Origin of the sequence: Vibrio pomeroyi, assembly GCF_024347595.1 — a bacterium.
Lineage (GTDB): Bacteria > Pseudomonadota > Gammaproteobacteria > Enterobacterales > Vibrionaceae > Vibrio > Vibrio pomeroyi.
Genome location: NZ_AP025506.1, coordinates 3,355,648 through 3,379,976, shown reverse-complemented (window position 1 = coordinate 3,379,976; position 24,329 = coordinate 3,355,648). Strand labels below are relative to the sequence as shown.

Genomic DNA, 24,329 nt, shown 5'->3' with positions numbered 1-24,329 from the left:
ACCAGAAACAGAAAAGGCTCTTACCTTTATCCTTCGCAAGAAAGAGATAACGGTAAGAGCCTTTTTTATTGCGTGTCGCCTTTTACTTACTATTGCGAGCAGCAACAGGTAAAAGGCCGTGTGAGCGGTTATTGACTGAGTTTCGGTATTATACCGCGCCTTCGAAGCCCATTTGTCGCCACGCTTCAAATGCGATGATAGCAACCGCGTTAGACAGGTTTAGGCTGCGTGCGTCTGGCATCATTGGAATACGAATACGTTGCTCCATTGGCATGCTTTCAATGAACTCAGCAGGCAGGCCGCGTGTCTCTGGGCCAAACATCAACACATCACCTTGTTGGAATTTCGCATCCACGTGGTGACCTGTCGTTTTAGTGGTGCAAGCAAAGATACGGAAGTCACCCTCGCGTTCATTTTCTAGATACTCAAGAAAGGCTTCTAGGTTCTTGTGACGCTTAACACGCGCTAGGTCGTGGTAATCCAAGCCAGCACGACGAACTTTCTTCTCTTCAAAATCAAAGCCAAGCGGCTCAATCAGGTGCAGGTTCGCGCCGCAGTTAGCACATAGGCGGATGATGTTACCCGTATTGGGTGCAATTTCAGGTTCGTATAGAGCGATATCAAACATGTTGGTTCACAAGAATAATCAAAGATAGCCAGAGTATACGGTGGCAAGCTGAGTGAGTACAGTTCACCACCATTCGCTTACGCTTTATTCGCGAGTGCTTGTGCGTAGTTTTCAGCAACCGCATTCCAATTCACCACATTCCACCATGCATTGATGTAATCAGGGCGACGGTTTTGGTAGCTGATGTAGTAAGCGTGTTCCCAAACATCCAGCGCAAGAATTGGCTCACCGTTACTGGCGATGGTATCCATCCATGGGTTGTCTTGGTTTGAGGTTGAGATGATCTTCAGTTGTCCTTCTTCTACCACCAACCACGCAAAGCCTGAACCGAAGGTATTGATTGCTGCTTGAGCGAACTGATCTTGGAACGTCTCGAAATCTCCGAATGTGCTCTTGATAGCATCACCAAGCTCGCCAGTCGGTTCACCACCGCCGTCTTGAGACATGCAGTTCCAATACAAGATATGGTTGTAGTAGCCGCCACCATTATTGCGAACGGCAGGGCTGTGCTGTGAGATGTTAGCGAAGATCTCAGTCAGAGATTGCTGTTCTAGTTCACTGCCAGACACCGCCGCAACAAACTTATCGTAGTAGGTTCTGTGGTGCTTGCTGTAATGCACTTCCATCGTTTTAGCATCAATGTAAGGTTCTAGGGCATCGTAAGAGTAGGGTAGTTCAGGGAAAGTGTGCGACATGGTAAATCCTCCATAATTAGAGGATTTACCATAATGATAATAACAATCATTATCAACTGTGATCTTTGTAAGGGTATTACACCGGTAAGATAGGCAGGGTGATTTCGAGTTGTAATCCACCTAACTGGCTGCGGGTTGCTGTGATGGTTCCGCTGTGTTGGCGAATCGCACTTTCAGTAATGGTTAACCCAAGTCCAGTGCCACCGGTATTGCGATCACGGGCAGTAGAAACGCGATAGAAAGGTCTGAAGATAGAATCTAATTCATCATCAGGCACACCATCGCCATTATCGTTCACGCAAATCGTCAGCTGGTCTTGCACCACGTGGAACTGCACATCGACTTGGTCTTTGCCGTAGTAGATGGCGTTACGCGTAATGTTGTCTAGCGCACTCATCAACAGCTTAGGATTACCCGAAATAGAACGCTCAGGGATCTCAGAGAACGTCAGTTGTTTGCCCATCTGTTCGGCTTCAAACTGTGCGTCTTTCAAGATCTCTTCCCATAGGCTTGAGATAGGCTGAACCTCACGAGTAATGTGGCTGTCGACTTGCATGCGCGATAGCGTCAGTAGCTCGCTGATCATCTGTTCCAGACGTTGTGCTTCAGTATCGATACGCTCAAGTTCTTGGCTCTCACCCTGCTTACGAATTGCCAGCGCATTCGCCATACGCAGGCGAGTCAGTGGTGAGCGCAGCTCGTGTGAAATATCAGAGAGTAGGCGTTGCTGACCGGAGATCATCTGGTTTACCGCTTCGACCATCTGGTTAAAGCTCTCACCCGCTTGTCTGAATTCAGATGTGCCTTTTTCAAGTGTTGGATCAACCTCAAACTGACCTTTCGCGACACGTTGCGCAGCGCGCTCAAGCCTACGAGCAGGTTGGCTCAGTGCCCAAGCTAACCAAAGCAATAGCGGGGTACTCGCCAACATCACAGCAAGTAATAGCTGCAGAGGCCTATCAAACAGGCGCAGTAAGAATGGCGGTGGTTGATTCCACTTCACTCCGGCATACATCAGTAGTTCTTCGCCAGCGAGAGTAATCGGTACTGGCCCTGCAACCATGTAGTGCCCATAGAGTTTTTGCTTCGGCATCTCAGGGTTATCAATCGAGGTAACAAAGTTACGAATCGCTTTAAGCTTGTAGTCTGAATGCCTTTTCGAGGTGAGAACCGCACCCTCAAGATCGGTTAAATAGATGCGGGCACGAGAATCCTTGCGGCTGCGTGGCGCCTCAAGTTGGAAGACAATTTTGCCGAGATTCGGTTCTCTGGCGTAGCGTTTTTCAGCGGCTTTGGCGATACGCTCTAATTTACCGAGGTGATCAGCAGGCACGTCGCGCGCGACTCGCGGATCTAAATGAGGAAGTGACAGTACCGACAAAAGCACCAGTAACATGGTGAACCAAAAGATAGCAAAGATACGTCCATATAAGCTGGTGATTTTAGGGATACGCATTAATCCTCCTCTACCAATAAGTAGCCACGACCACGTAAGGTCTTGATACGAGATTTGCCGTCGCTGCGCTCTGGGATCTTTTTACGCAGATTGGAGATGTGCATATCGATCGCACGGTCAAACGCCGCTAGCCTTTTGCCTAATACATCGAGACTCAATGCTTCTTTGGTGATCACTTGCCCCGGGTTTTGGATAAGGTGGCTCAACAAAGCGAACTCTGTGGTGGTGAGATCGATAATCTCGCCATTACAGTAAGCTTCTTGCTTGCCAGGGAAGACTTCAATGTCTTGGTATTGAATTCTATCACTGGCTGCTTTCGGTGCCGCGGTGGTTTGCGTTCGACGCAAGATGGCACGAATACGTGCAAGTAGCTCTCGGTCACTGAAAGGTTTAGGTAAATAGTCATCTGCGCCAAGCTCTAGGCCAATCACACGATCAATCTCTTCACCTTTTGCGGTCAGCATCAGTACGGGTGTTTCCCAATTTTCTCTTAGCTTCTTGAGAGTTTCCATGCCATTCAGGCGCGGCATCATCACATCCAAAAGAATCAAATCAATCTCATCATTGACCGCCTCGAGCCCCGCGTAGCCGTCATTGGCTTCGGAAACAGTGAAGCCCTCAAAGCTCAGAATGTCTTTAAGTAAGCTGGTTAACTCGGTGTCGTCATCAATAAGAAGAATGTTCGCCATAGGGAAGCCTTAATCATTTAGTTAGGTTAATAATACTGCTAATTATTGGTCAGCTTTCACTCTTTACGATTATTTACGCTTTCTAAACGTCACTTTACGAGGGAAAGACTAATCTATATTCAAGCGCTGAGAAACAGACGCAACACATGACTTATTATACCGAATTGAGGCAACAATTATGAAAATGACTAAGAAACTTGTACTAGCAGCTGCGGCACTTCCACTAATGTTAGGTACAGCAAGCGCGTACGCATTTGGCGGCGGCGATAAAGGCGACCACAAAGGCATGCACGGTAAATGTGGTGGCTTCGATAAGAAAGTGATGCGTCAACTAGACCTAACTGACGCACAAAAAACAGAATTGAAAGAGATGCGCGAAGCGAATCGTGCAGAGATGAAAGAAAAACACGCTGGCAATAAAACCGATAAAATGGCGAAAATGAAAGCGCACCAAGAGAAAGTTCAAGCATTGGTACTGGCTGACAACTTCGATGAAGCAGCTGCGAACGACCTAGCAAGCGAAATGGTTGAGAAGCAAACTGAGCGTCGCGTGGCAATGCTGAAGAAGCAACACGAAATGATGAGCGTACTAACGGCTGAGCAAAAGACTCAACTGAAAGAAATCCAACAAGAGCGCATGACTAAGTGTGCTGACAAAATGGAAAAACGCATGAACAAAGACAAGTAATTCGAGCTTAATAAAGCAGCTTTGAATGAAAGTGTTTAGAAAGAAGCGGCCGTGTGCCGCTTTTTTTGATCCCTAAAAATGAATGTCTTACACCCTAGCTGTCATATTCAATTGGTTGTTTGCAGGTTATACTTTGTGCTATCAGTCACTTTATAGCCAAGTTATGAAACAAGAATACGCACGTTTAGTTACGCTCGCTGCTTGGGCAGCCACCACCATCGCCACTATTTTATTGATAGTGAAAGTCGCAGCATGGTGGGTGACAGGTTCTGTGAGTCTGTTGGCTTCCGTGGTCGATTCAATGTTGGATATCGCAGCGTCTGTCGTTAACCTCATCGTGGTTCGCTACTCTCTGCAGCCTGCCGACAAAGAGCACACCTTTGGTCATGGTAAGGCCGAATCTCTTGCCGCATTGGCGCAGGCGATGTTTATCTCAGGCTCGGCTTGTTTCCTCATTCTTAACGGTATTGAACGCTTCTTCAGACCTCATGAACTCAACTCTCCAGAGATTGGTATCTACGTCAGCTTATTCGCGATAGTCATGACCTTCGGCTTGGTTCGATTCCAAAAACATGTGGTGAAGAAAACCGGTAGCCAAGCGATTGCCGCTGACTCACTGCACTATCAATCTGACCTTTATATGAATGCCGCGATCATGCTAGCCCTAGCATTGAGCTGGTTTGGCATTGGCCAAGCGGACTCTGTATTTGCGGTGGGTATCGGTATCTACATTCTTTACAGCGCTTATCAAATGGCGATGGAAGCGATTCAATCTCTGCTTGATCATAAGCTACCGGATGAAGAGCTAAAACAGATAAAAGAGACATCGTTGAGCGTCGAAGGCGTGTTGGGTGTACATCAATTACGAACGCGTCGTTCGGGGCCAATTCGCTTCATTCAATTGCACTTAGAACTTGAAGATGAGATGCCACTTATTGAAGCGCATCGCATTTCTGACGAAGTTGAGGCCAAGCTTATCTCCGTATTCCCTGATGCTGATGTATTAATTCACCAGGATCCGTATTCGGTCGTATTTGGACCAGAGAAGCAGCAGAAATTCCACTCGTGGTGATACGGGCTAAAATTGAGTGGCAAATGGTAAGTGGGCGGCTTTTGAACTAGAGTGAGTAAAAATTACTAGTTCTTTGGTGATTCAAAAACCACCTTAGTAACAATTAATGTTGATTCTGATGTGAATCAACAAAGTTATTGAGTAAAACTGTAATACTCTTACAGAAGTAGAAATGTTACATAATTTTACGCGATTTAAGTGCTATTCCTGTTGAGGAAATGTAACATAACGCACAAATATAGATTTAAAATCTTGTTGATATACAATCAGCAAGAACAAGAATTGAATAATAGATTCCCAAAAATCGAGGGTGAGCATGATTAAGAAGATCGGTGTTTTGACCAGTGGTGGTGACGCTCCAGGTATGAACGCAGCAGTTCGCGGCGTTGTTCGTACTGCGTTATCAGTTGGCATTGAAGTTTACGGTATTTACGATGGCTACCAAGGCCTTGTTGAAGACCGTATCGAAAAGCTTGACCGTTCAAGCGTATCTGACGTAATCAACCGTGGTGGTACCTTCTTAGGTTCTGCACGTTTCCCTGAATTCAAAGACGTTGCTGTTCGTGAGAAAGGCATCGAGAACCTTAAGAAACACGGCATCGAAGCACTTGTTGTTATCGGTGGTGACGGTTCTTACATGGGTGCTAAGAAGCTAACTGAGATGGGTTACCCATGTATCGGTCTTCCAGGCACAATCGATAACGATATCGCGGGTACTGACTACACAATCGGTTACCTAACTGCGCTTAACACAGTTATCGATTCAATCGACCGTTTACGTGACACGTCTTCTTCTCACCAACGTATTTCTATTGTTGAAATCATGGGCCGTCACTGTGGTGACCTTACGCTTATGTCAGCAATCGCGGGTGGTTGTGAGTACATCATTACTCCAGAGACTGGCCTAGATAAAGACCAGCTTATCGGCAACATCCAAGATGGAATTGCTAAAGGTAAGAAGCACGCAATCATCGCTCTAACTGAGCTTATGATGGACGCAAACGAGCTTGCTAAAGAGATCGAAACAGCAACAGGTCGTGAGACTCGTGCAACGGTTCTTGGTCACATTCAACGTGGTGGTCGTCCTACTGCATTTGACCGTGTACTGGCTTCTCGCATGGGTAACTACGCTGTTCACCTGCTTCAAGAAGGTCACGGTGGTCGTTGTGTTGGTATCGAGAAAGAAGAACTTGTTCACCACGACATCATCGACTGTATCGAGAACATGCAGAACCCAGACCGTTCTGAGCTGTTCCGCGTTGCAGAAGAGTTGTTCTAGCCGCGCTTAGCGTTCGCTTAAAGAATTTAAAAACCGCTGATTTATCAGCGGTTTTTTTGTATCTGTCATTCTTTTGATTCATTGTAAAATCCCCTCTTAGCCTCCCCTTAGGTCAGGTTCACAGATCCCTTTAGCTTCATTTGGAAAGGGGAGGAACAGTTCCTTAGTTGTTGGAACATATACCGCCTACAACAAATCCTATCTATCAGGGTAAGCTTTCCAATTCGCGATTCATGGAACATTTTATGGTTTCAGTTAGCCAAGAAATCTCAGTGAACAAAGAAAGTTCTCCCCCTTTATCCTAGATCGGTAGGGTAATCGAGAATGTTAAGATAAGGGGGAGTTAGAGGGGGATGTGTATATAGAATCTTATTTGGGGATTGAATTCATGATCTTCACCAAAACTTCCTCAAGGTTCTGATTAACCTCATTATTGGTAAAGCGAAGCACCTTGATTCCAAGCTTGTTTAAGTCTCGTGTGCGCTGATGATCGTAAGCCTGTGCTTGTTCTGAAAAGTGACTATTACCATCTAACTCAATGGCCAGTTTTAGTTCGCAGCAGAAGAAATCCACGATGTATTTTCCAATGCTATGTTGTCTTCTAAATTTTACGCCAAGCTGCTTTCTTCTTATATAAAACCATAGTTTACGTTCTGGTTGAGGCATGTTGTTTCGGAGTGTTTTTCGAAATGTATTGAGCTGAGGTCGTGTATAAATCGTCATAACGCAGTCCAATGAATAGAAGTGTTATTAAGTTACGAAGAGCTGGTGACAAAAGAGAGGCAGGAGAGGGTGGTGTTCGAGCGAGATCAAAAAAGGCCAACCTAAGTTGACCTTTCATTCAATTTAAACGGTGAAGTTTAAATTAAGCTTTTGCTTCAGCTGCTGCTTTAGCGATAGCTGCGAAGCTTTTCGCGTCAAGAGCTGCGCCGCCAACTAGAGCACCGTCGATGTCTGGTTGTGCAAAGTAAGCTGCTGCGTTGTCTGGCTTAACAGAACCGCCGTATTGGATAACAACTTTCTTAGCAACTTCTTCAGATTTCTCTGCGATGTGTGCACGGATTTGAGCGTGGATGCGTTGTGCATCTTCAGCTGTAGCTGCTTTACCAGTACCGATAGCCCAGATTGGTTCGTAAGCGATGATAGCGCCTTCAAGAGCTTCAACACCTTGAGTGTTGATAACAGCGTCAAGTTGACGAGCACATACTGCAACAGTTTCGCCTGCTTCGTTTTGTGCTTCAGATTCACCGATACAAAGAACTGGAGTTAGGCCGTTCTCTTTTAGGAATGCGAATTTCTTAGCTACGAACTCGTCTGATTCGTTGTGGTATTCACGACGCTCAGAGTGACCGATGATGATGTGAGATGCGCCGAACTCTTTAAGCATTGCTGGAGACATGTCGCCAGTGAATGCACCGCTGTTGTTTAGGTCAGAGTTTTGAGCACCTAGGATGATCGCGCTGCCCGCTTCAGTAAGCGTACGCTCTGCTAGATCAACGAAAAGTGCTGGTGGAGCAACTGCTACGTCTACGCCTGTTACGCCTTCAAGTTCAGCGTTAAGACCGTTTAGTAGATCAACAACCATTTCTTTGCTGCCGTTTAGTTTCCAGTTACCCATAACTACAGGATGACGCATAGGAATATCTCCAAAGTATTTAAATAAATCGAATGTAAAAAAGTAAACTTTATTACGAAATAATATAACAGATTAATATCAACAGATCATGACTGTGGTCATGACTTTCTTGGATCTTACTCAATGGTCAGAGTAGATTTTGAGCATATATCAGTGATCCGGCAGACAGAATAATAGCTAACTTCTCGGATTTTTCATCGTTAGTTGGTATTAAGGGACAAACGATTGCGTTAACAATAGGAAGTAATAATGCCGAATCTAGTTCTAGAGTACTCAAATTCAGTGGACGAGCGAGTGAATATCCAAGGTTTACTAGAAGATCTTCATAAAGTTGCATTAAACTGTGGCTTGTTTGATGTGCCTTCTGTGAAGTCGCGTTCGCTGCGTTGTCATAACTGGCTAGTCGGTGATGAAGAAGACAGTGTGGATTTTATTCACATCAGCTTCGAGTTACTTTCAGGACGTACCGAAGAACAGAAAAGAGAACTGTCGCGTTCGTTAATGCAAACCTTACAAGAACAGGCGAGCCATATCCGCAGCCTAACGGTGAACATAAGAGATATGGACAAAAGCTGCTTCCAGAAAGTGATTAACTGATTTTTTAATAAAAGTGATTAACGAGCAATTTGCTGCTAACTTTTTTGGTAGCGTATTAATTTTTTGAGTATTTTTAGATGTCGATGAAAGATTTACTGCTCTCTTTCAAAGGGAGAATTGGTCGTAAGACTTACTGGATGTGGAACATTTTCTACTACATCGCGATTACTGGTTTTGCTTCTGGTATCTCGGTTTTGTTCCCTGCGTACTCTTACATTCTACTACCAATCTTCCTCCTGATGCTGGTTATCCCAGATCTTGCGGTAACCGCCAAGCGTTGGCACGACCGTAACAAATCGAACTACTGGTTACTGCTGAATGTACCGCTGGTGTTAGGTCGTTTGGCTTCACCAATGGCTGCGACGACAACAGAGTCGGTATCACCAGTTCATATGGTGGCAACCGTTGCTGCATTAGTGTGTGGTTTATGGATTCTGATTGAATGTGGCTTGATGAAAGGTACTGAAGGTCGCAATGATTACGGCGAAGATCCGGTGTAATCGCAGAATGATGAATGAACAAAAGGGAGCATTGCGCTCCCTTTTTTGTTTTATAACAGTCTGATTGTCATATGTGTCTGCTGTTAACTTATATTCGCTTTAATACATTTTTGGCTCTGTATTGGGTCTAAAAGGCACCACATTTTCTGGCAGAGTTTCTTCAAAACCGCAGCGGCCTTCGAGAGCGTCTTGGAACTTACAGACCTGACAGCGCAACTCCTGCATAAGTACGACATTGGCATGGTGCGGATTCTTACAACGGCTAACCACTAAGTCGATGTGACTTTGCTGAGCGCGGAGTCTGTCTTGCATGTTTTCAGAAGCCGAACAAATCATCTGTTCGCACATCTCGTGTTTGAATTGATTGAATGCTTTAGGATCGCTTTTCGCGAGTTGGACAAGTTCATCAAAGGGTGGCAGTTTTTGATCAGGTTGTGGATGTGCCATCATTCCTTCCTTAGCATTAAGCATGTTTCATATGCTTTAAGCTTAAGAAAGAATTCTGTACAAATTTTGTTCTATTGACGTTTTCTCAATATTGAGACGAGATCAGTGGCTTAGCGCGAAGCTTTAGCGTTTGGTATTACGATGAAGGCGTGGGTGTTAACGTGTAAGTGCAACGTCGCTCGCCAGCAATAATGTGTTCAGTGCGGCTTACGTGGCATTCGTCTTTGAGCAGTTCTGTGAAAACATTGAGCTCTGACTGGCATAGGCTAGGGCAACGAGTCGCTGCTTTGCAGATAGGGCAGTGGTTTTCGATCAAGATGTAATGATCATCATGCTCTTGAAGCTCTGCCATGTACCCCTCTTCTTCACGAAGTTGAGTGAGCTTTTCCAGCTTACTGGTCAGGTCATTACAGCCAGATAGGGCAGATTGATATTGCTTGAGAGTGTGCTGTTCACGTTCTGCTGCGACCTTAGCAAGTCCTTCTTTACCAAACAGGTTCTCGACCGCATCAATGACTTGAATCGTCAGTTCACCGTGTCGGTCTGAAAACTGACCGTGGCCATGTTGAGTAAGGGACCAGTGACGAGTCGGGCGCCCCACTTTTACTTTCACATCATGAAACGCAAGAATACCGTCATCTTCCAGGCTTTGCAGATGCTGCCTTGCACCCATTGTCGTCATGCCAAATTCTTCTGACAGTTGTTTCGCAGTTACTGCGCCTTGACGCTTAATGGTCTGTAAGATTTTGTCGCTTGTTTTCATACTATCCCTACCTCATGAACCTTACTATTATGAGGCAAGGTGTTTATAAAGCAAACCATTTACTATATTGACTGTAATTTGCGCTCTGGGCAGAAAGCAGGGGGTGATTGTCATAGGCCAATAAAACAAAAGGCCGATATCTAGTATCAGCCTTTGTCTGTTCTGTTTAACCTAATTTAGGTTTACAGGATGTGACCCACTACTTCAGGATCTTTACGCTCTAGGTAGTGGATTGATTTGATGCGGCGAATCGTGCGGCAGCGGCCACGGATAAGCAGCGTTTCTGTTGTCGCGATATTGCCTTGACGAGAAATGCCTTCTAGCAAGTCACCCTTAGTGATGCCTGTTGCTGAGAATACAACGTTGTCGCTGCGAGCCATGTCTTCCATCTTCAACACTATACCAGCTGTTACGCCCATTTCGGCACAACGCTCTAGTTCAAGTTCACCGTGTTTGCGGTTCTCTTCTGTGTCGCCTTTGACTTCGTGACGAGGAAGCAGACGACCGTGCATATCACCGTCAAGTGCGCGAATAACAGCAGCAGAAACCACACCTTCAGGTGCGCCGCCGATGCAGTACATTACGTCTACTTCGCTGTCTGGCATACAGGTTAGGATAGAAGCCGCAACATCACCATCTGGCACTGCGAATACACGAACGCCCATAGCTTGCATGTCGGCGATAACTTGATCGTGACGTGGCTTAGCCAGTGTCGTTACAACCAGTGTATCCAGTGTTTTGCCCAGAGCCTTAGCAATGTTTTCTAGGTTTTCTTTCAGTGGCAGTTCTAGGTCGATAACGCCTTTAGCGCCCGGGCCTACAACTAGCTTTTCCATGTACATATCAGGTGCTTTAAGGAAGCTGCCTTTTTCGCCTGCAGCCAATACTGCCAATGCATTTGATTGGCCCATTGCTGTCATGCGTGTCCCTTCAATTGGGTCAACGGCGATATCGACAGCATCGCCGCCCACACCTACGTTTTCGCCGATGTATAGCATAGGTGCATCATCGATTTCACCTTCGCCAATAACAATCTCACCGCTGATTTCGGTTTTGTTAAGTAGGCTACGCATTACTTCTACAGCAGCGCCATCTGCAGCGTTTTTGTCGCCACGGCCAAGCCACTTGTAACCAGCTAGTGCTGCACCTTCTGTGACACGAGAGAATGACATTGCTAAATCGCGTTTCATGCGGACTCCAAAATTTTCAAAGGGGGAATAGAAATTTCGCGGCGGATTTTACCATATCCAAAAGGAAACGTTTGCCTTTTTGTTTTTTCGGGATTGCTCTCGATCAATTTGCAGTGGAAAACCGCTAATATTCATCAAAATAATTGGTTTGCTGTTGTGGCAGTAATCATTCACGTCAATATTCGGTAAAAAGCGCTGTTTTTTTCATCGAATGGCGCAAAATATCGAATATATTGAGTGTTTATCCTTGCTCTGCTGAGTAGAATGGGGAAATAAGTGGAGTGAACCTTCACCATCAAATGGATAACTTAAAGGTAGGCCAGAATGTCTTTTGAAGTACTAGAGCAGCTAGAAGCAAAAATTCAAACAGCAGTAGATACAATTGCACTTCTTCAAATGGAAGTGGAAGAGCTTAAAGAAGAGAAACAAGCACTAGCAACTGAAGCTGGTGAGCTTAAAGCAAGCCGTCACGAGCTAGAGCAAAAAACTCAGCAGATGCAAGAAGAGCATTCAGCATGGCAAGATCGCATCCGTAACCTTCTTGGTAAAATGGATGAAGTAGAGTAATCGACTCTTCAGATTTAAAAAACGCCCGCTACTCAGTAGCGGGCGTTTTTGTTTGTTCTTAATTTTGGAAAGATTAGCTTGGCGTTAACAGGGTTTACTCAACCTCTTCTTCAACATCCAAATCAAGCTCAACATCCAAAGGCTCAGCCGAAAGAATAATGCCGGTGTTATCGGCGTAGAGATAATCTTCCGGTAAGAAGGTCACGCTGCCAAAGTTCACTGGTACGTCTATCTCACCGACACCTTCTTGGCTTGCACCAACCGGAATAGAAGCTAGGGCTTGGATGCCTAGGTTCATGTCTTCAAGTTCATCGACTTCGCGAACGCAGCCGTACACCACAATCCCTTCCCACTCATTGTCTTCGGCAAGTAAGGCCATCTCAGCGTCGATCAGCGCTTTACGCAGTGAGCCGCCGCCATCGATTAACAACACACGTCCTAGACCATCTTGCTCTAATACCGAGCGAATCAAGGCGTTGTCTTCAAAGCACTTTAATGTCGTGATCTGTCCTGCGAAGGATGCACGTCCACCGAAGTTGCTGAACATTGGCTCCACGACATCAACTTGATCCAAATATATGTCGCACAGTGCTGAAGTGTTGTATTCCATTAGTATACCTTTTGAACAATGAGCTTACTTTGAGTATATCGGTGCTTGATCCCTTTGCAATGATTAGTCTCAATTAACTCAATAGAGTTTGAGCTACGACAACCCCTGCAAACAATAGGTTAGTGACCAATGAGCATTTCACAATTACAGGCATCATTGGCGCGATCTGTGCTGGTTTCTCTGTTTCCCAAACTGCCTTGCCATGCTTGTAAACAATCACAATACTCAGTAAAAACGGCAGGCTGATCCAGACTGGCTTTTCTTGAATCAGTAGGTAAATAGCAAAAGAGACAAGGGCTAAACCAAGCAGCGCAAAGTGGTAGTGTTTGGCTTTACGCTGGCCAAGGCGAACTGCCATGGTGCGTTTGCCACATTCACTGTCGTTTTCGATGTCACGCATGTTGTTGATATTAAGTACCGCAACCGCCATCAAACCACAGCCCAATGCAGGAAGGAATAGGCTTGGTTCAACATGACCTGTGTGTAGGAAGTAAGTCCCCGATACGCCTAACAAACCAAAGAAGATAAATACCGACAAGTCGCCAAGGCCAATGTAACCATAAGGCTTATTACCCACGGTGTAAGCAATGGCTGCCACAATCGCTAATACGCCTAATGCGATGAAAGATAAGATACTTTCAATTGAGGTCAGCGCATGAAAAATCAGAATCAGTCCAGCAATCATGGTAAACACGATGTTGAGGATGATGGCTTGCTTCATGGTTTTAGCGGTGACCGCGCCAGACTGCATCGCACGTGTTGGACCCAGACGGTTTTCGTTGTCTGTGCCTTTTATTGCATCACCGTAGTCATTGGCTAGGTTCGACAGAATTTGTAATAGGGTGGCGGTTAAAAAAGCCAGTAGTGCTATCGATAAAGAAAACTGATCGCTGGCGAACGCTAAACTACTTCCTGTAAGAATAGAGACGAGTGCGAGAGGCAGAGTTTTCGGTCGTGCGGCATCAAGCCAAATCAGTAGAGATTGTTTCATCGTAGGTCTATTTCGTTGTAAGTCTTCGTTTCATACTGTGATTTGAGTATACGCCCATTTTTCGGGTAATAAAAAGCCCACTCGAAAGTGGGACTTGAATTCGCTTATTAGCTGCTATTTCTTTGAGTTAGAGCAATAAGTTGGAGTTTCGTGTGCTACAGGATGAAGCGGCTTAGGTCTTCGTCTTCAACGAACTCACCAAGCTTCGCTGTTACGTAAGCTTCATCAATCACTAGCTTGCTGCCAGCCTTGTCTGTTGCGTCGAATGAAATCTCATCCATCAGGCGTTCCATCACAGTGTGTAGACGACGTGCACCGATGTTTTCAGTGGTTTCGTTCACACGCCATGCAGCGTCAGCAATCTGGTTGATGCCATCTTCAGTGAACTCAATGCTCACATCTTCTGTTTTCATCAGGGCAATGTATTGCTCTGTTAGAGATGCTTTTGGTTCAGTCAGGATACGTTTGAAGTCATTCGCTGAAAGCGCTTCAAGTTCTACACGAATTGGCAGACGACCTTGTAGCTCAGGGATCAGGTCAGATGGCTTAGCCACTTGGAATGCGCCTGATGTGATAAACAAGATGTGGTCCGTTTTCACCATGCCGTGCTTAGTTGATACTGTGCTACCTTCGATAAGAGGCAGTAGGTCACGTTGAACACCTTCGCGAGATACGTCTGGGCCTGAGCTGTCGCCACGCTTACAGATTTTGTCGATCTCATCGATGAATACGATGCCGTTGTTTTCAGCGTTGAAGATCGCGTTCTCTTTTAGCTCTTCTTGGTTCACAAGCTTCGAAGCTTCTTCTTCCGTTAGTGCTTTGAATGCGTCTTTAATTTTCATCTTACGCTTTTTCTTGGTGTCGCCCGCTAGGTTTTGGAACATGCCTTGTAGCTGGTTGGTCATCTCTTCCATGCCAGGAGGTGACATGATTTCAACGCCCATTTGCGGTGCTGCTACATCAACTTCGATCTCTTTATCGTCTAGCTTACCTTCACGCAGTTTTTTGCGGAAAATCTGACGAGTGTTTGAAGAGGTAGCATCTTCGTTTGATTGCTCGTTCTGGCCCCAAGCATCGCGCGCTGGTGGCAGTAGGGCATCAAGAATGCGTTCTTCAGCTTGTTCTTCAGCGCGGTATTGTACTTTTTCCATCGCTTGTTGGTGCGTCATCTTGATCGCAACGTCCGTTAGGTCACGGATGATGGTTTCAACTTCTTTACCCACGTAGCCCACTTCGGTGAACTTAGTCGCTTCTACCTTGATGAAAGGCGCGTTTGCTAGTTTCGCTAGGCGACGAGCAATTTCTGTTTTACCAACACCGGTTGGACCGATCATCAGGATGTTCTTTGGTGATACTTCAACACGCAGGCTTTCTTCAAGCTGCATACGACGCCAGCGGTTACGCAGTGCGATAGCCACTGAACGCTTAGCGTTGTCTTGGCCGATAATGTGGCGATTGAGTTCGTGAACGATTTCGCGAGGAGTCATCTCAGACATGGTTTTTCCTTAATTCTTTAATCACTGTTGAATACAACGTTATGGGTAGAAGCGTTTGTTACTCTGGCTTTGGCAGCTCAACAGTGCTTTCTAGCTCTTCAACAGTGTGGTGATGGTTGGTGAACACACAGATATCGCCAGCAATATTCAGCGACTTCTCTGCGATTTCACGCGCATCTAAATCAGTATTTTCTAGTAACGCGATAGCAGCGGCTTGTGCATAGTTACCACCCGAACCGATAGCAATCAGGTCGTTCTCTGGTTGAACTACGTCACCGTTACCAGTAATGATCAGTGAAGCGGTTTCATCCGCTACTGCAAGCAGTGCTTCTAACTTACGTAGAGCACGGTCGCTACGCCAATCCTTCGCCAGCTCAACGGCAGCTTTGGTTAGGTGGCCTTGGTGCATTTGTAGCTTGCTTTCAAATTTTTCGAATAGCGTGAAAGCATCAGCGGTACCGCCAGCAAAACCTGCCAGTACTTTGTTGTTGTATAGGCGACGTACTTTGCGGGCATTGCCCTTCATTACAGTATTGCCTAGAGATACTTGTCCATCACCCGCGATGACGACTTTATTATTACGACGTACAGATACTATGGTAGTCACGAGTAGGGCCTCTTAATATTCTTATCTTTGGGTATAAAAAGTATATGAGGATGGCACTCGGATAATTCAAGGAAGGGCGAGTGATGTCGCGCAACTTATCGGTGGAAGTTGTAAGGAAATTTGGCGAAAGGGACTAAATAAAAGAAAACCTCCACAATGGGAGGCTTTCGGTGTTTGCTGCGACTCGAGCGGCTACACAACTGCGTTATCACTTATCACTTATCACTTATCACTTATCACTACTCGGTATCTTTCCAAATAGCACAAGGTTCGATTTTTGCGCGCTGTAGCTTGTGGCGATCTCGCTCGGCATCACGTTTCAATTTGTATGGTCCTAGAACCACACGGTACCAGCTACTGCCGTCTTTCTTACGGATTTCACTTGAGATACCTTGGAAGGCAATATCCAGTTTACGTGCTTCTGCCTGTGCTGAGGTTTTGTAAGCGCCACACTGCATGATGTAAGGGATCTTAGAGATCTCTTGCTCTTTGGCTTTGACTTCAATCTCGCGGCTTGGCAGAGTTTCAACGTAGTCCCACTTCTCTTCTGGAGGTGGCGGAATCACTTTCGCTGGTTTTGGCTTAGGCTTCGGTTTGCTCACTACAGGAGCCGGCGCTGGTGGCTCAGGATCATTACTCAACAAGTAAAGTCCGTAACCAAATCCGCCAACAAGGAGGATCGCCAAAAGACCACTGCGCCATGGTTTACGGCGAGGGGCTTGCTTCTTGGTCGGTCTCTTCGTGCCACGACCGCGCTTTACATAATCTCTATTAGCCACAAGACAATTCAGTAGTTGGTAATTCTGCTCTCATGGTAATCCAGATTGCGCGAGGATAATAGTGCAGAAATGGAAGCGGCACATCAAAATGTGCCGCAGATTTATATCGGTATTTCTAAGGCTTACATTCGAGGTGGCGCAGTACTGCCTCGAACCACTAATTTGGCTTCAAGCAGACGCGAACCTGCTTGCACATCATTGCCTTTCAGTAGATCAAGCATCATCAACATCGCTTGGCGTCCAATCTCATAACGAGGTTGAGAAATAGTGGTTAGCGGAGGATCGCAGTACTGAGCGAATTGAATGTCATCGAAGCCAACAATTGATAGGTCTTGCGGAACTCGTAAACCTAACTTTTTCGCTTCTTGAATCGCACCAATGGCCATCGCATCGTTGTGACAGAAGATAGCAGTAGGCTGTTCAGGCAGTGCCAGTAATTGACGAACGGCTTGAGCACCCGCTTCAAAAGTGAAGTCGCCGACTGTGCTGTAGGCTGGGTTCATTGCCACACCTGCACGACGCAGTGCTTGTTGGTAACCTTGTTGGCGGAACTTACACAGGGTTGCTGAGACTGGGCCTGAGATTTGAGCGATACGTTTATGACCTAACTGAGCTAGGTAATTCACGGCTTCAAATGCAGAGGTCAGGTTATCGATGTGTACTGTTGGGAGTTCAAGCTCAGGAGCGAACTCACACGCCATTACCATCGGTGGTAAGTTCTTTTGTTCAGGCTTGCTGACATCAAACGGGTGGTCGGTGCCAAGCAGTAGCATGCCGTCAGCTTGCTTAGTGAAGACAAGGTTAACAAAGGAAGACTCACGCTTCTTTTGCTGACCGCTGTCACCCAATAGAACAAGGTAGTCATTTTCTACTGCGGCATCTTCGATACCACGAATGATCTCGGCGAAATATGGGTCACAGATATCAGGAACGATAGTGATGATGGTTTTTGATTCGTTGCGACGTAAGTTTCTAGCTAATGTGTTGGGTGAGTATCCAGCTTCAAGTACTGCTGTTTCCACTCGCTTACGAGTTGAAACTGAGACTTTCTCAGGGTTCATCAATGCACGTGATACAGTGGCTGTTGAGACGCCTGCTAGCTGGGCAACATCCTTCATTGTCGCCATAAATTAAACCCTCTTTTAAGTTCCTTTGTTGCCTAAGTATCTAAGGCGTGAATAATAAATGTAATCGAATAGATATTGTGAAAGTGTTGCTAACACTTTTTTTATTGCAATATTTTATTCGTTTAATCCGTGTAAAGTTACGGCTAGATTAACAAAAATCACATGACTAGTGTGAAGTTGCTCACGAGAAGTATGAAATATTTGTGAACAAACTTATCATTAGTTTTAACCCGCGTGGGTTTAGCTTAAATCTTGCGGCTCGATATCGAGTGACCAGCGGACTTTTTTCGCCGCGGGTAACATATTGATTGCCGGTTTCGCGCTCATTAATAGCTTCTGCATCAATGAACGAGTTTGGGTTTGCAAGATCAGCTGCCAGCGAGATTTACCAGCTCGTTTGGCTAACGGTGCAGGAGTTGGCCCCAACACCATGCAGTATTGGTCGAACAGTGGATGTGATTCCAATGTATGACGAACCTGACGTAAGAACTCTTCCACCAAGCGCGTGTCATTTGCTTCTGCTCTGAAGAGTGTCATGAACGTATAAGGAGGCAACATCGCTTGTTTACGTTCTGCTAAAGCCGTCTGAGCAAAGTGGTTGTAGTCTTTGTGTAGCAGAGCTTGTAGCAACCCATGTTCAGGGTGGTGTGTTTGTAAAATCACCTCACCGGGTTTGCTTGCACGACCTGCACGACCTGCGACCTGAATAAACAACTGAGCAAGACGTTCAGACGCTCGGAAATCACTGCTATACAAAGAGCCATCGACATCCAGTAACGCCACAAGTGTCACGTCAGGGAAGTGGTGACCCTTAGCCAGCATCTGTGTACCAATCAGGATTTGGTATTCACCTTTACGAATCGATTCTAATGCGCTTTCTAAGCTGCCTTTACGGCGGGTGCTGTCGCGGTCAATACGTATGGTTTTGTATTCAGGAAATAGTTGACCAAGCTGCGCTTCAAGCTGTTCAGTACCCACACCTACCGTCACCAAATTAGCAGAACCACAGCCTTGGCAGTTGTGCACAATATGCTGCTGTGAGCCACAGTGGTGGCAACGCATTTCATTACTGTATTGGTGATAGGTGTAGTAGGCATCACAGCGTTTACATTCAGCAGTCCAACCACAGTCGTGACACATCAATGCCGGAGAGAACCCACGACGGTTGAGGAACAACATCACTTGGTTGCCTGCTTTGAGATGTCGTTGCATCTCGGCAATTAATGATGCCGATAAACCACTTTCCAGATATTCGCCTTTCACATCCAACACTTTATTGGTGGTCGGCAGTGCGACACCCGCACGTGAAGTAAGGGTGAGATAACTGTATTTGCCTATCTGAGCATTATGCAGCGTTTCAAAAGCGGGTGTTGCTGAGCCTAACACAACCGGAATCTGTGCTTTGTGCGCACGCATGATCGCGACATCACGAGCGTGGTAGCGCAGGCTGTCTTGCTGTTTATAAGAGGCATCGTGCTCTTCATCAACAATGATGATGCCCAAGTCTGCAAACGGTGTGAACAGAGCGGAACGGGTACCAATCACAATGCCCGCTATCTTATCGCGTGCTGATAACCACGCATTCAGGCGCTCAGAATCGTTTAAACCAGAGTGAATAACCTCAACAGGCACATTAAAGCGTCGCTTAAAGCGATTAATGGTTTGTGGAGTGAGGCCGATTTCAGGTACCAAGACCAATGCCTGTTTACCCTTATCGAGTATCGGCTTGATCATATTCAGGTAGACCTCTGTCTTACCTGAGCCTGTCACACCTTCTAGTAAGAAGCAGCCGAAATCAGTCTGGCTATTGACGGTCGCGATTGCGATGGCTTGTTCTGCATTAAGCTTGGGTTTGTCTTGGTCGTTCTCAAGATCTTCAGGCCAAGGTTGGCGTTTCGGCTTTTTCTCTACCGATTCAATCCAGCCTTTTTCTTCCAACGTCTTAAGTACTGCACTGCCCACTTCTTCATCAATGAACTCTTGATGAGGAACAGGACCGTGCTCAAGCATGTGCATCACTTTGGCTTGTTTGACAGCGCGACCAAAGCCTTGCATCAGCTGATCTCTGCCTGACGGCGTCAATTGCCACTCGACCAGTGTCGCGAAGTCTGCCGCTTTGCCTTTGCGTAACGCACTCGGTAGGGCATTGGCAAAGGTTTCACCAAGCGGGTATTGATAGAACTGACTGCACCACGTTAACAGTGAGTAGACAGATTCCGGCCAAACCGGTTGGTTATCCAATAGCGCTTTAATTGGCTTGAGCTTGTCTAGCTCGAATTCGGATTCGTTAACCAGAGCCGTAACTATTCCAGTTAAGGTTTGTCGTCCAAAAGGCACAGAGACTCGTCCACCAATAATCGGAAATAGGTGGTTTGGAATCTTGTAATCGAACTGCTTGTCGAGTGGAACAGGCAGTGCCACACGGGCAATCATTGGACGCATAAAGGGACGGCTTTATCTGAGTTGACGAGAGCGAACAGTCTAAAGGATAAGGCGGTTAAATTCGAGGAGCAGTTTGAATGAGAGAGGGCAAGCTAACGCACGAAGGCAGCTATCATCCCCAAATTTCAATTAACACTTCTGCTGAAAAAGGAAATAAAGACACAATTGGTGAAAAATGTATCAAATCAGTTGATCCTGCCTTATAGATTCATTACTATACTGCGCCTTAAAGGTATGGCTTCGTCACTCTTTTGTGCGAATGCGGTGTCTTTATTTCTTTTTTAAACTACGTGTGGTGTGCGGCTTAGAATCGTATAGCGACACGGCCTACTTGAGGTTATCCCATGAAAGCTGGAATCCACCCAGAATACAAAGCAGTTACTGCTACTTGTTCTTGCGGCAACACATTTGAGTTCAACTCAACGCTAGCAAAAGAATCAATCCACCTAGACGTATGTGACAAATGTCACCCGTTCTACACTGGTAAGCAACGTATCGTAGATACTGGCGGCCGTGTTGATCGCTTCAACAAGCGTTTCGGTGCTCTTTCTAGCAAGAAGTAATTCTCGCTATTTAGACATAAAAAGGACACTTCGGTGTCCTTTTTTGTTGCCTGCAATTTGTAAAATCACTGACTTCCATCCAAGTATCCATCTCACTTAACGATAAGTTGCCTCTTTATTCTATTGCAGGGCAATTCCTTGCTTATCATTCACCACTAAAATTCCGCACGAAAGTTCAACAAGCGATAGTAATTTCAACTGCTCACTGGTCTTATTAGTAGTGAAATCTCGTTTTTTAATGAGACAGAGGCTTCAACCACCTAGGAACTTTGAAGTACATCCATTAACATGAACAAGATCCCCCAAATAATAATATCCTAGGAACCTACACCTATGTCTGAAGACAGCAGCCAAGCTCAATCCTCTCAAGAATTATCGCCTCAAGAACAATTCCGTCAGCAAGCTCTTGATTATCATGAGTTCCCGATTCCAGGCAAAATTGCCGTAGAACTGACGAAGCCTGCAAACTCTGCAGAAGACCTAGCACTTGCATACAGCCCAGGCGTGGCTGAGCCTGTTCGCGAGATCGCACAGAACGTTGATAACGTCTATAAGTACACAGGTAAAGGCAACATGGTTGCTGTTATCTCTAACGGTACAGCGATTCTTGGCCTAGGTAACCTTGGTCCTATTGCTTCTAAACCAGTAATGGAAGGCAAAGCGCTACTGTTTAAGCGTTTTGCTGGTTTAGATTCTATCGATATTGAAGTAAAACACCGCACAATCGATGAGTTCGTTGATACAGTTGCGAACATTGCAGATACATTCGGCGGTATTAACCTAGAAGACATCAAAGCACCAGACTGTTTTGAGATTGAACGTCGTCTGATTGAGCGTTGTGATGTACCAGTATTCCACGATGACCAACACGGTACAGCGATTGTAACAGCAGCAGGTATGCTGAACGCGATCGAGCTTCAAGGTAAGAAGCTAGAAGAGTGTAAGATCGTTTGTCTAGGTGCTGGCGCAGCAGCGGTTGCATGTATGGAACTACTGATTAAGTGTGGCGCTCAGCGTGAGAAGATCTACATGCTGGACCGTAAAGGTGTGATCCACACTCGTCGTGACGACCTAAACGAATACAAAGAGCTGTTCGCAAACAACACTGATAAGCGCACGCTTGAAGATGTTATCGAAGGCGCTGATCTATTCTTGGGTGTATCGGGTCCTAACCTGCTTCCAGCTGAAGCACTAACGCTGATGGCTGATAAGCCAGTTGTGTTTGCATGTTCAAACCCAGATCCAGAGATCAAGCCAGAGCTTGCTCACGAAGTTCGTTCTGACCTTATCATGGGTACAGGCCGTAGTGATTACCCTAACCAAGTAAACAACGTACTTTGTTTCCCATTCATTTTCCGTGGTGCACTAGATGTGCGTGCAAGCGAAATTAATGACGAAATGAAGTTGGCGGCGGTTAAAGCGATTCGTGAACTGGCGAAAGAAGAAGTTCCGGCTGAAGTACTGGCAGCGGCGGGTGAAACTGCACTGGAATTTGGTAAAGGCTACATCATTCCTAAGCCAATGGATCCACGTCTACTTCCTCGCGTAGCGAAAGCAGTAGCAGAAGCGGCTGTTGAGTCTGGCGTAGCTCGTATCGAGATGCCTGCTAACTATATGGCTTAATAGCTTTTTATAGCTGCTGCTCTATTGAGCGCAAAAGAATAATAAAACCGACTCATCTGAAGTCGGTTTTTTTATGTCTATCATTCACAGCGCAGTCATAAAAACAATGCACGATGTGATCAATAGGGTTCAGCTAGAGCGAATCAATAATGAAGGCAGTGACTGAGTTGTTTTTATTCTTCGTCAAACGCTTCGAACTCGATACCCATCTCTGTCATCAGTTTTTTCACTTCAGCAGGAATATCGTCTGGGCGGTCTTTACGAAGGTCTTCATCCGTTGGTAGTGGTTGGCCTGTGTACGCATGTAGAAAGGCTTCGCACAGTAGCTCACTGTTTGTTGCATGGCGTAGGTTGTTAATCTGGCGGCGAGTGCGCTCGTCAGTTAGAACCTTTAACACTTTTAGAGGGATAGAAACTGTAATTTTCTTTACTTGTTCGCTTTTCTTTCCATGCTCAGCATATGGGCTTATGTATTCACCATTCCAGTCGGCCATTGCGTACCTTCATCACTTTAGTTGTTAGAATAAATTAATAGTGGTGATTTTAGCGGGATTTACCGCCATAAGCAAAGACATATAGACGTCTAGAAGTGTTGACGTCTCACGTTTATGAAAGTAAAGTGAATAACATATATCTAACACAGCCGCAAAATGCCGACAAGCTGCTGTGATTCTCAGACGCAAAACTTGTAAGGAAGCACCTATGAGCAGCCGGAAGCCAGCAACAATCGCAGTACGTACTGGTATCGAGTCAGACACGCAACACCATGCCGTTGTCCCACCAATTTATCTTTCGACTAACTATGGGTTTCCCGCTTTTGGTGAAGTGCCAAAGTACGATTACACCCGTTCTGGTAACCCCAACCGCGGTTTATTAGAAACGGCACTGTTTGAGCTTGAATCGGGCAAAGGCGCGGTGGTCACTAACTGTGGCACCTCGGCGCTAAACTTATGGGTTTCTGCTTTCTTAGGCGGCGATGATCTTATTATCGCACCACACGACTGCTACGGCGGTACTTACCGTCTGTTTAACACTCGCTCACTCAAAGGTGACTTCAAAGTTCTGTTCGTTGATCAATCGGATCAAACGGCACTGGATGCGGCGATCGCGCTTAAGCCAAAGTTGATCTTAATTGAAACACCATCGAATCCTTTGGTTCGTGTGGTTGATATTGCAGAAACTTGTCGTAAAGCGAAAGAGGTTGGTGCTCTGGTTGCTGTCGACAACACGTTTTTGACACCGGTGTTCCAAAAGCCTTTAGAACTGGGTGCGGATTTTGTTATCCACTCAACCACAAAGTACATCAACGGACACTCGGACGTTATTGGTGGCGTTGTTGTCACCAAAACGGAAGAGCACGCTGAAGAGCTAGCGTGGTGGGGTAACTGTATTGGTGCGACCGGCACACCATTTGATAGCTACATGACTCTACGTGGTATTCGTACGCTAGGTGCGCGTATGCGAGTTCACGAAGAGAGTTCACGTGAAATTCTGGCGTCTCTGCAGCAACAAGATCTCGTCGGCACGATTTACCACCCAAGCCTTCCTGAACATCCGGGTCATGATATCGCGAAGAAGCAGCAGTCTGGCTTTGGCTCAATGCTGAGCTTCGAGTTTGCAGGCTCATTCGAGGCGCTTAAGTACTTTGTTGATAAGTTAGAGCTGTTCTCTTTAGCGGAATCTCTGGGTGGTGTGGAAAGCTTAATCTGCCACCCTGCGTCAATGACTCACCGTGCGATGGGCGAAGAAGCACTGGCAGAGGCGGGCGTTTCTCAACAGTTACTGCGTCTTTCTGTTGGTCTTGAAGATGCAGAAGACTTGATTGATGACCTCAAGCAAGCGTTTGAAAAGACACAAGGCTTTATCGCTGAAGGGGAGGGTTAA

General features: G+C 45.9%; 26 protein-coding genes. 9 read left to right on the top strand and 17 right to left on the bottom strand.

All coding sequences use genetic code 11. The features are described from left to right. Positions 1-148: 148 nt before the first annotated feature. The 4 genes from trmL to OCV12_RS15005 all read right to left on the bottom strand — a co-directional run bounded on the left by trmL (position 149) and on the right by OCV12_RS15005 (position 3,468). Complete coding sequence (gene trmL / locus OCV12_RS15020) at positions 149-628, bottom strand: tRNA (uridine(34)/cytosine(34)/5-carboxymethylaminomethyluridine(34)-2'-O)-methyltransferase TrmL (protein WP_009844716.1); 480 nt, start codon at positions 626-628, stop codon at positions 149-151. A gap of 77 nt (positions 629-705) precedes the next feature. After that, positions 706-1,323, bottom strand: a complete 618-nt coding sequence (locus OCV12_RS15015) for a superoxide dismutase (protein ID WP_261884971.1) — start codon at positions 1,321-1,323, stop codon at positions 706-708. A gap of 76 nt (positions 1,324-1,399) precedes the next feature. Then, positions 1,400-2,779: an envelope stress sensor histidine kinase CpxA gene (cpxA, locus tag OCV12_RS15010; protein ID WP_017630908.1), complete on the bottom strand. Its 1,380-nt coding sequence runs from the start codon at positions 2,777-2,779 to the stop codon at positions 1,400-1,402. Beyond that, positions 2,779-3,468: a response regulator gene (locus OCV12_RS15005; protein WP_261884970.1), complete on the bottom strand. Its 690-nt coding sequence runs from the start codon at positions 3,466-3,468 to the stop codon at positions 2,779-2,781. Before OCV12_RS15005 ends, cpxA begins: the two co-directional genes overlap by 1 nt. Positions 3,469-3,646: 178 nt before the next feature. Between OCV12_RS15005 and OCV12_RS15000 the strand changes: the two genes are divergently transcribed. The 3 genes from OCV12_RS15000 to pfkA all read left to right on the top strand — a co-directional run bounded on the left by OCV12_RS15000 (position 3,647) and on the right by pfkA (position 6,507). Next, entirely contained in the window at positions 3,647-4,156 is a 510-nt protein-coding gene (locus tag OCV12_RS15000) for a CpxP family protein (RefSeq protein ID WP_239830627.1), read from the top strand. Positions 4,157-4,319: 163 nt separating this feature from the next. Further along, the gene (gene fieF, locus OCV12_RS14995) at positions 4,320-5,228 is read left to right on the top strand and encodes a CDF family cation-efflux transporter FieF (RefSeq protein ID WP_261884969.1); all 909 of its coding nucleotides are present in this window, start codon (positions 4,320-4,322) and stop codon (positions 5,226-5,228) included. 316 nt (positions 5,229-5,544) lie between these two features. After that, on the top strand, positions 5,545-6,507 hold the full coding sequence (gene pfkA, locus OCV12_RS14990) for a 6-phosphofructokinase (protein WP_176680547.1): 963 nt from the start codon (positions 5,545-5,547) through the stop codon (positions 6,505-6,507). A gap of 369 nt (positions 6,508-6,876) precedes the next feature. On the opposite strand, the gene OCV12_RS14985 is transcribed toward pfkA, so the two are convergent. Next, on the bottom strand, positions 6,877-7,230 hold the full coding sequence (locus OCV12_RS14985; protein ID WP_261884968.1) for an endonuclease domain-containing protein: 354 nt from the start codon (positions 7,228-7,230) through the stop codon (positions 6,877-6,879). 142 nt (positions 7,231-7,372) lie between these two features. After that, a complete protein-coding gene (tpiA, locus tag OCV12_RS14980; RefSeq protein WP_086715832.1) occupies positions 7,373-8,143 on the bottom strand; it encodes a triose-phosphate isomerase in 771 nt (256 codons plus the stop codon). Between the two features lie 249 nt (positions 8,144-8,392). On the opposite strand from tpiA, the gene OCV12_RS14975 reads away from it, so the two are divergent. Beyond that, positions 8,393-8,740 carry a 5-carboxymethyl-2-hydroxymuconate Delta-isomerase gene (locus OCV12_RS14975; protein WP_176680545.1) on the top strand — a complete coding sequence of 116 codons (348 nt, stop codon included), beginning with the start codon at positions 8,393-8,395 and terminating at the stop codon, positions 8,738-8,740. A 77-nt stretch (positions 8,741-8,817) separates the two neighbouring features. Then, complete coding sequence (locus OCV12_RS14970; RefSeq protein ID WP_017630914.1) at positions 8,818-9,240, top strand: DUF805 domain-containing protein; 423 nt, start codon at positions 8,818-8,820, stop codon at positions 9,238-9,240. A 99-nt stretch (positions 9,241-9,339) separates the two neighbouring features. Here OCV12_RS14970 and OCV12_RS14965 read toward each other — a convergent pair whose 3' ends face one another. The 3 genes from OCV12_RS14965 to glpX all read right to left on the bottom strand — a co-directional run bounded on the left by OCV12_RS14965 (position 9,340) and on the right by glpX (position 11,640). Continuing rightward, on the bottom strand, positions 9,340-9,687 hold the full coding sequence (locus tag OCV12_RS14965; protein WP_261884967.1) for a DUF3135 domain-containing protein: 348 nt from the start codon (positions 9,685-9,687) through the stop codon (positions 9,340-9,342). Between the two features lie 136 nt (positions 9,688-9,823). After that, positions 9,824-10,450, bottom strand: a complete 627-nt coding sequence (locus OCV12_RS14960; protein WP_261884966.1) for a helix-turn-helix transcriptional regulator — start codon at positions 10,448-10,450, stop codon at positions 9,824-9,826. Positions 10,451-10,632: 182 nt separating this feature from the next. Next, positions 10,633-11,640, bottom strand: coding sequence for a class II fructose-bisphosphatase (gene glpX / locus OCV12_RS14955; protein ID WP_017630917.1), 1,008 nt, complete (start codon positions 11,638-11,640; stop codon positions 10,633-10,635). 324 nt (positions 11,641-11,964) lie between these two features. On the opposite strand from glpX, the gene zapB reads away from it, so the two are divergent. After that, on the top strand, positions 11,965-12,207 hold the full coding sequence (gene zapB / locus OCV12_RS14950) for a cell division protein ZapB (RefSeq protein WP_008219652.1): 243 nt from the start codon (positions 11,965-11,967) through the stop codon (positions 12,205-12,207). Between the two features lie 94 nt (positions 12,208-12,301). On the opposite strand, the gene rraA is transcribed toward zapB, so the two are convergent. The 7 genes from rraA to priA form a co-directional block, all read right to left on the bottom strand. Next, positions 12,302-12,817 carry a ribonuclease E activity regulator RraA gene (gene rraA / locus OCV12_RS14945; RefSeq protein ID WP_176680544.1) on the bottom strand — a complete coding sequence of 172 codons (516 nt, stop codon included), beginning with the start codon at positions 12,815-12,817 and terminating at the stop codon, positions 12,302-12,304. Between the two features lie 73 nt (positions 12,818-12,890). Further along, positions 12,891-13,808, bottom strand: a complete 918-nt coding sequence (locus OCV12_RS14940) for a 1,4-dihydroxy-2-naphthoate polyprenyltransferase (RefSeq protein WP_261884965.1) — start codon at positions 13,806-13,808, stop codon at positions 12,891-12,893. Between the two features lie 155 nt (positions 13,809-13,963). Continuing rightward, the gene (gene hslU / locus OCV12_RS14935) at positions 13,964-15,304 is read right to left on the bottom strand and encodes an HslU--HslV peptidase ATPase subunit (protein WP_176680542.1); all 1,341 of its coding nucleotides are present in this window, start codon (positions 15,302-15,304) and stop codon (positions 13,964-13,966) included. A gap of 58 nt (positions 15,305-15,362) precedes the next feature. Next, a complete protein-coding gene (gene hslV / locus OCV12_RS14930) occupies positions 15,363-15,911 on the bottom strand; it encodes an ATP-dependent protease subunit HslV (protein WP_017630920.1) in 549 nt (182 codons plus the stop codon). Positions 15,912-16,150: 239 nt separating this feature from the next. Continuing rightward, complete coding sequence (gene ftsN, locus OCV12_RS14925) at positions 16,151-16,690, bottom strand: cell division protein FtsN (RefSeq protein WP_017630921.1); 540 nt, start codon at positions 16,688-16,690, stop codon at positions 16,151-16,153. Between the two features lie 122 nt (positions 16,691-16,812). After that, on the bottom strand, positions 16,813-17,817 hold the full coding sequence (cytR, locus tag OCV12_RS14920; RefSeq protein WP_017630922.1) for a DNA-binding transcriptional regulator CytR: 1,005 nt from the start codon (positions 17,815-17,817) through the stop codon (positions 16,813-16,815). 240 nt (positions 17,818-18,057) lie between these two features. After that, positions 18,058-20,259, bottom strand: coding sequence for a primosomal protein N' (gene priA / locus OCV12_RS14915; RefSeq protein ID WP_176680541.1), 2,202 nt, complete (start codon positions 20,257-20,259; stop codon positions 18,058-18,060). A 344-nt stretch (positions 20,260-20,603) separates the two neighbouring features. On the opposite strand from priA, the gene rpmE reads away from it, so the two are divergent. Both rpmE and OCV12_RS14905 read left to right on the top strand, forming a co-directional pair. Continuing rightward, the gene (gene rpmE, locus OCV12_RS14910; RefSeq protein ID WP_004737142.1) at positions 20,604-20,822 is read left to right on the top strand and encodes a 50S ribosomal protein L31; all 219 of its coding nucleotides are present in this window, start codon (positions 20,604-20,606) and stop codon (positions 20,820-20,822) included. A 333-nt stretch (positions 20,823-21,155) separates the two neighbouring features. Beyond that, a complete protein-coding gene (locus OCV12_RS14905) occupies positions 21,156-22,445 on the top strand; it encodes a malic enzyme-like NAD(P)-binding protein (protein ID WP_048663011.1) in 1,290 nt (429 codons plus the stop codon). Between the two features lie 173 nt (positions 22,446-22,618). Here the strand turns inward: OCV12_RS14905 and metJ are convergent, their stop codons facing one another. Then, positions 22,619-22,939: a met regulon transcriptional regulator MetJ gene (gene metJ, locus OCV12_RS14900; RefSeq protein WP_004415993.1), complete on the bottom strand. Its 321-nt coding sequence runs from the start codon at positions 22,937-22,939 to the stop codon at positions 22,619-22,621. A 208-nt stretch (positions 22,940-23,147) separates the two neighbouring features. Here metJ and OCV12_RS14895 point away from each other — a divergent pair, with 208 nt between their 5' ends. Beyond that, positions 23,148-24,329, top strand: a complete 1,182-nt coding sequence (locus tag OCV12_RS14895) for an O-succinylhomoserine (thiol)-lyase (RefSeq protein ID WP_261884964.1) — start codon at positions 23,148-23,150, stop codon at positions 24,327-24,329.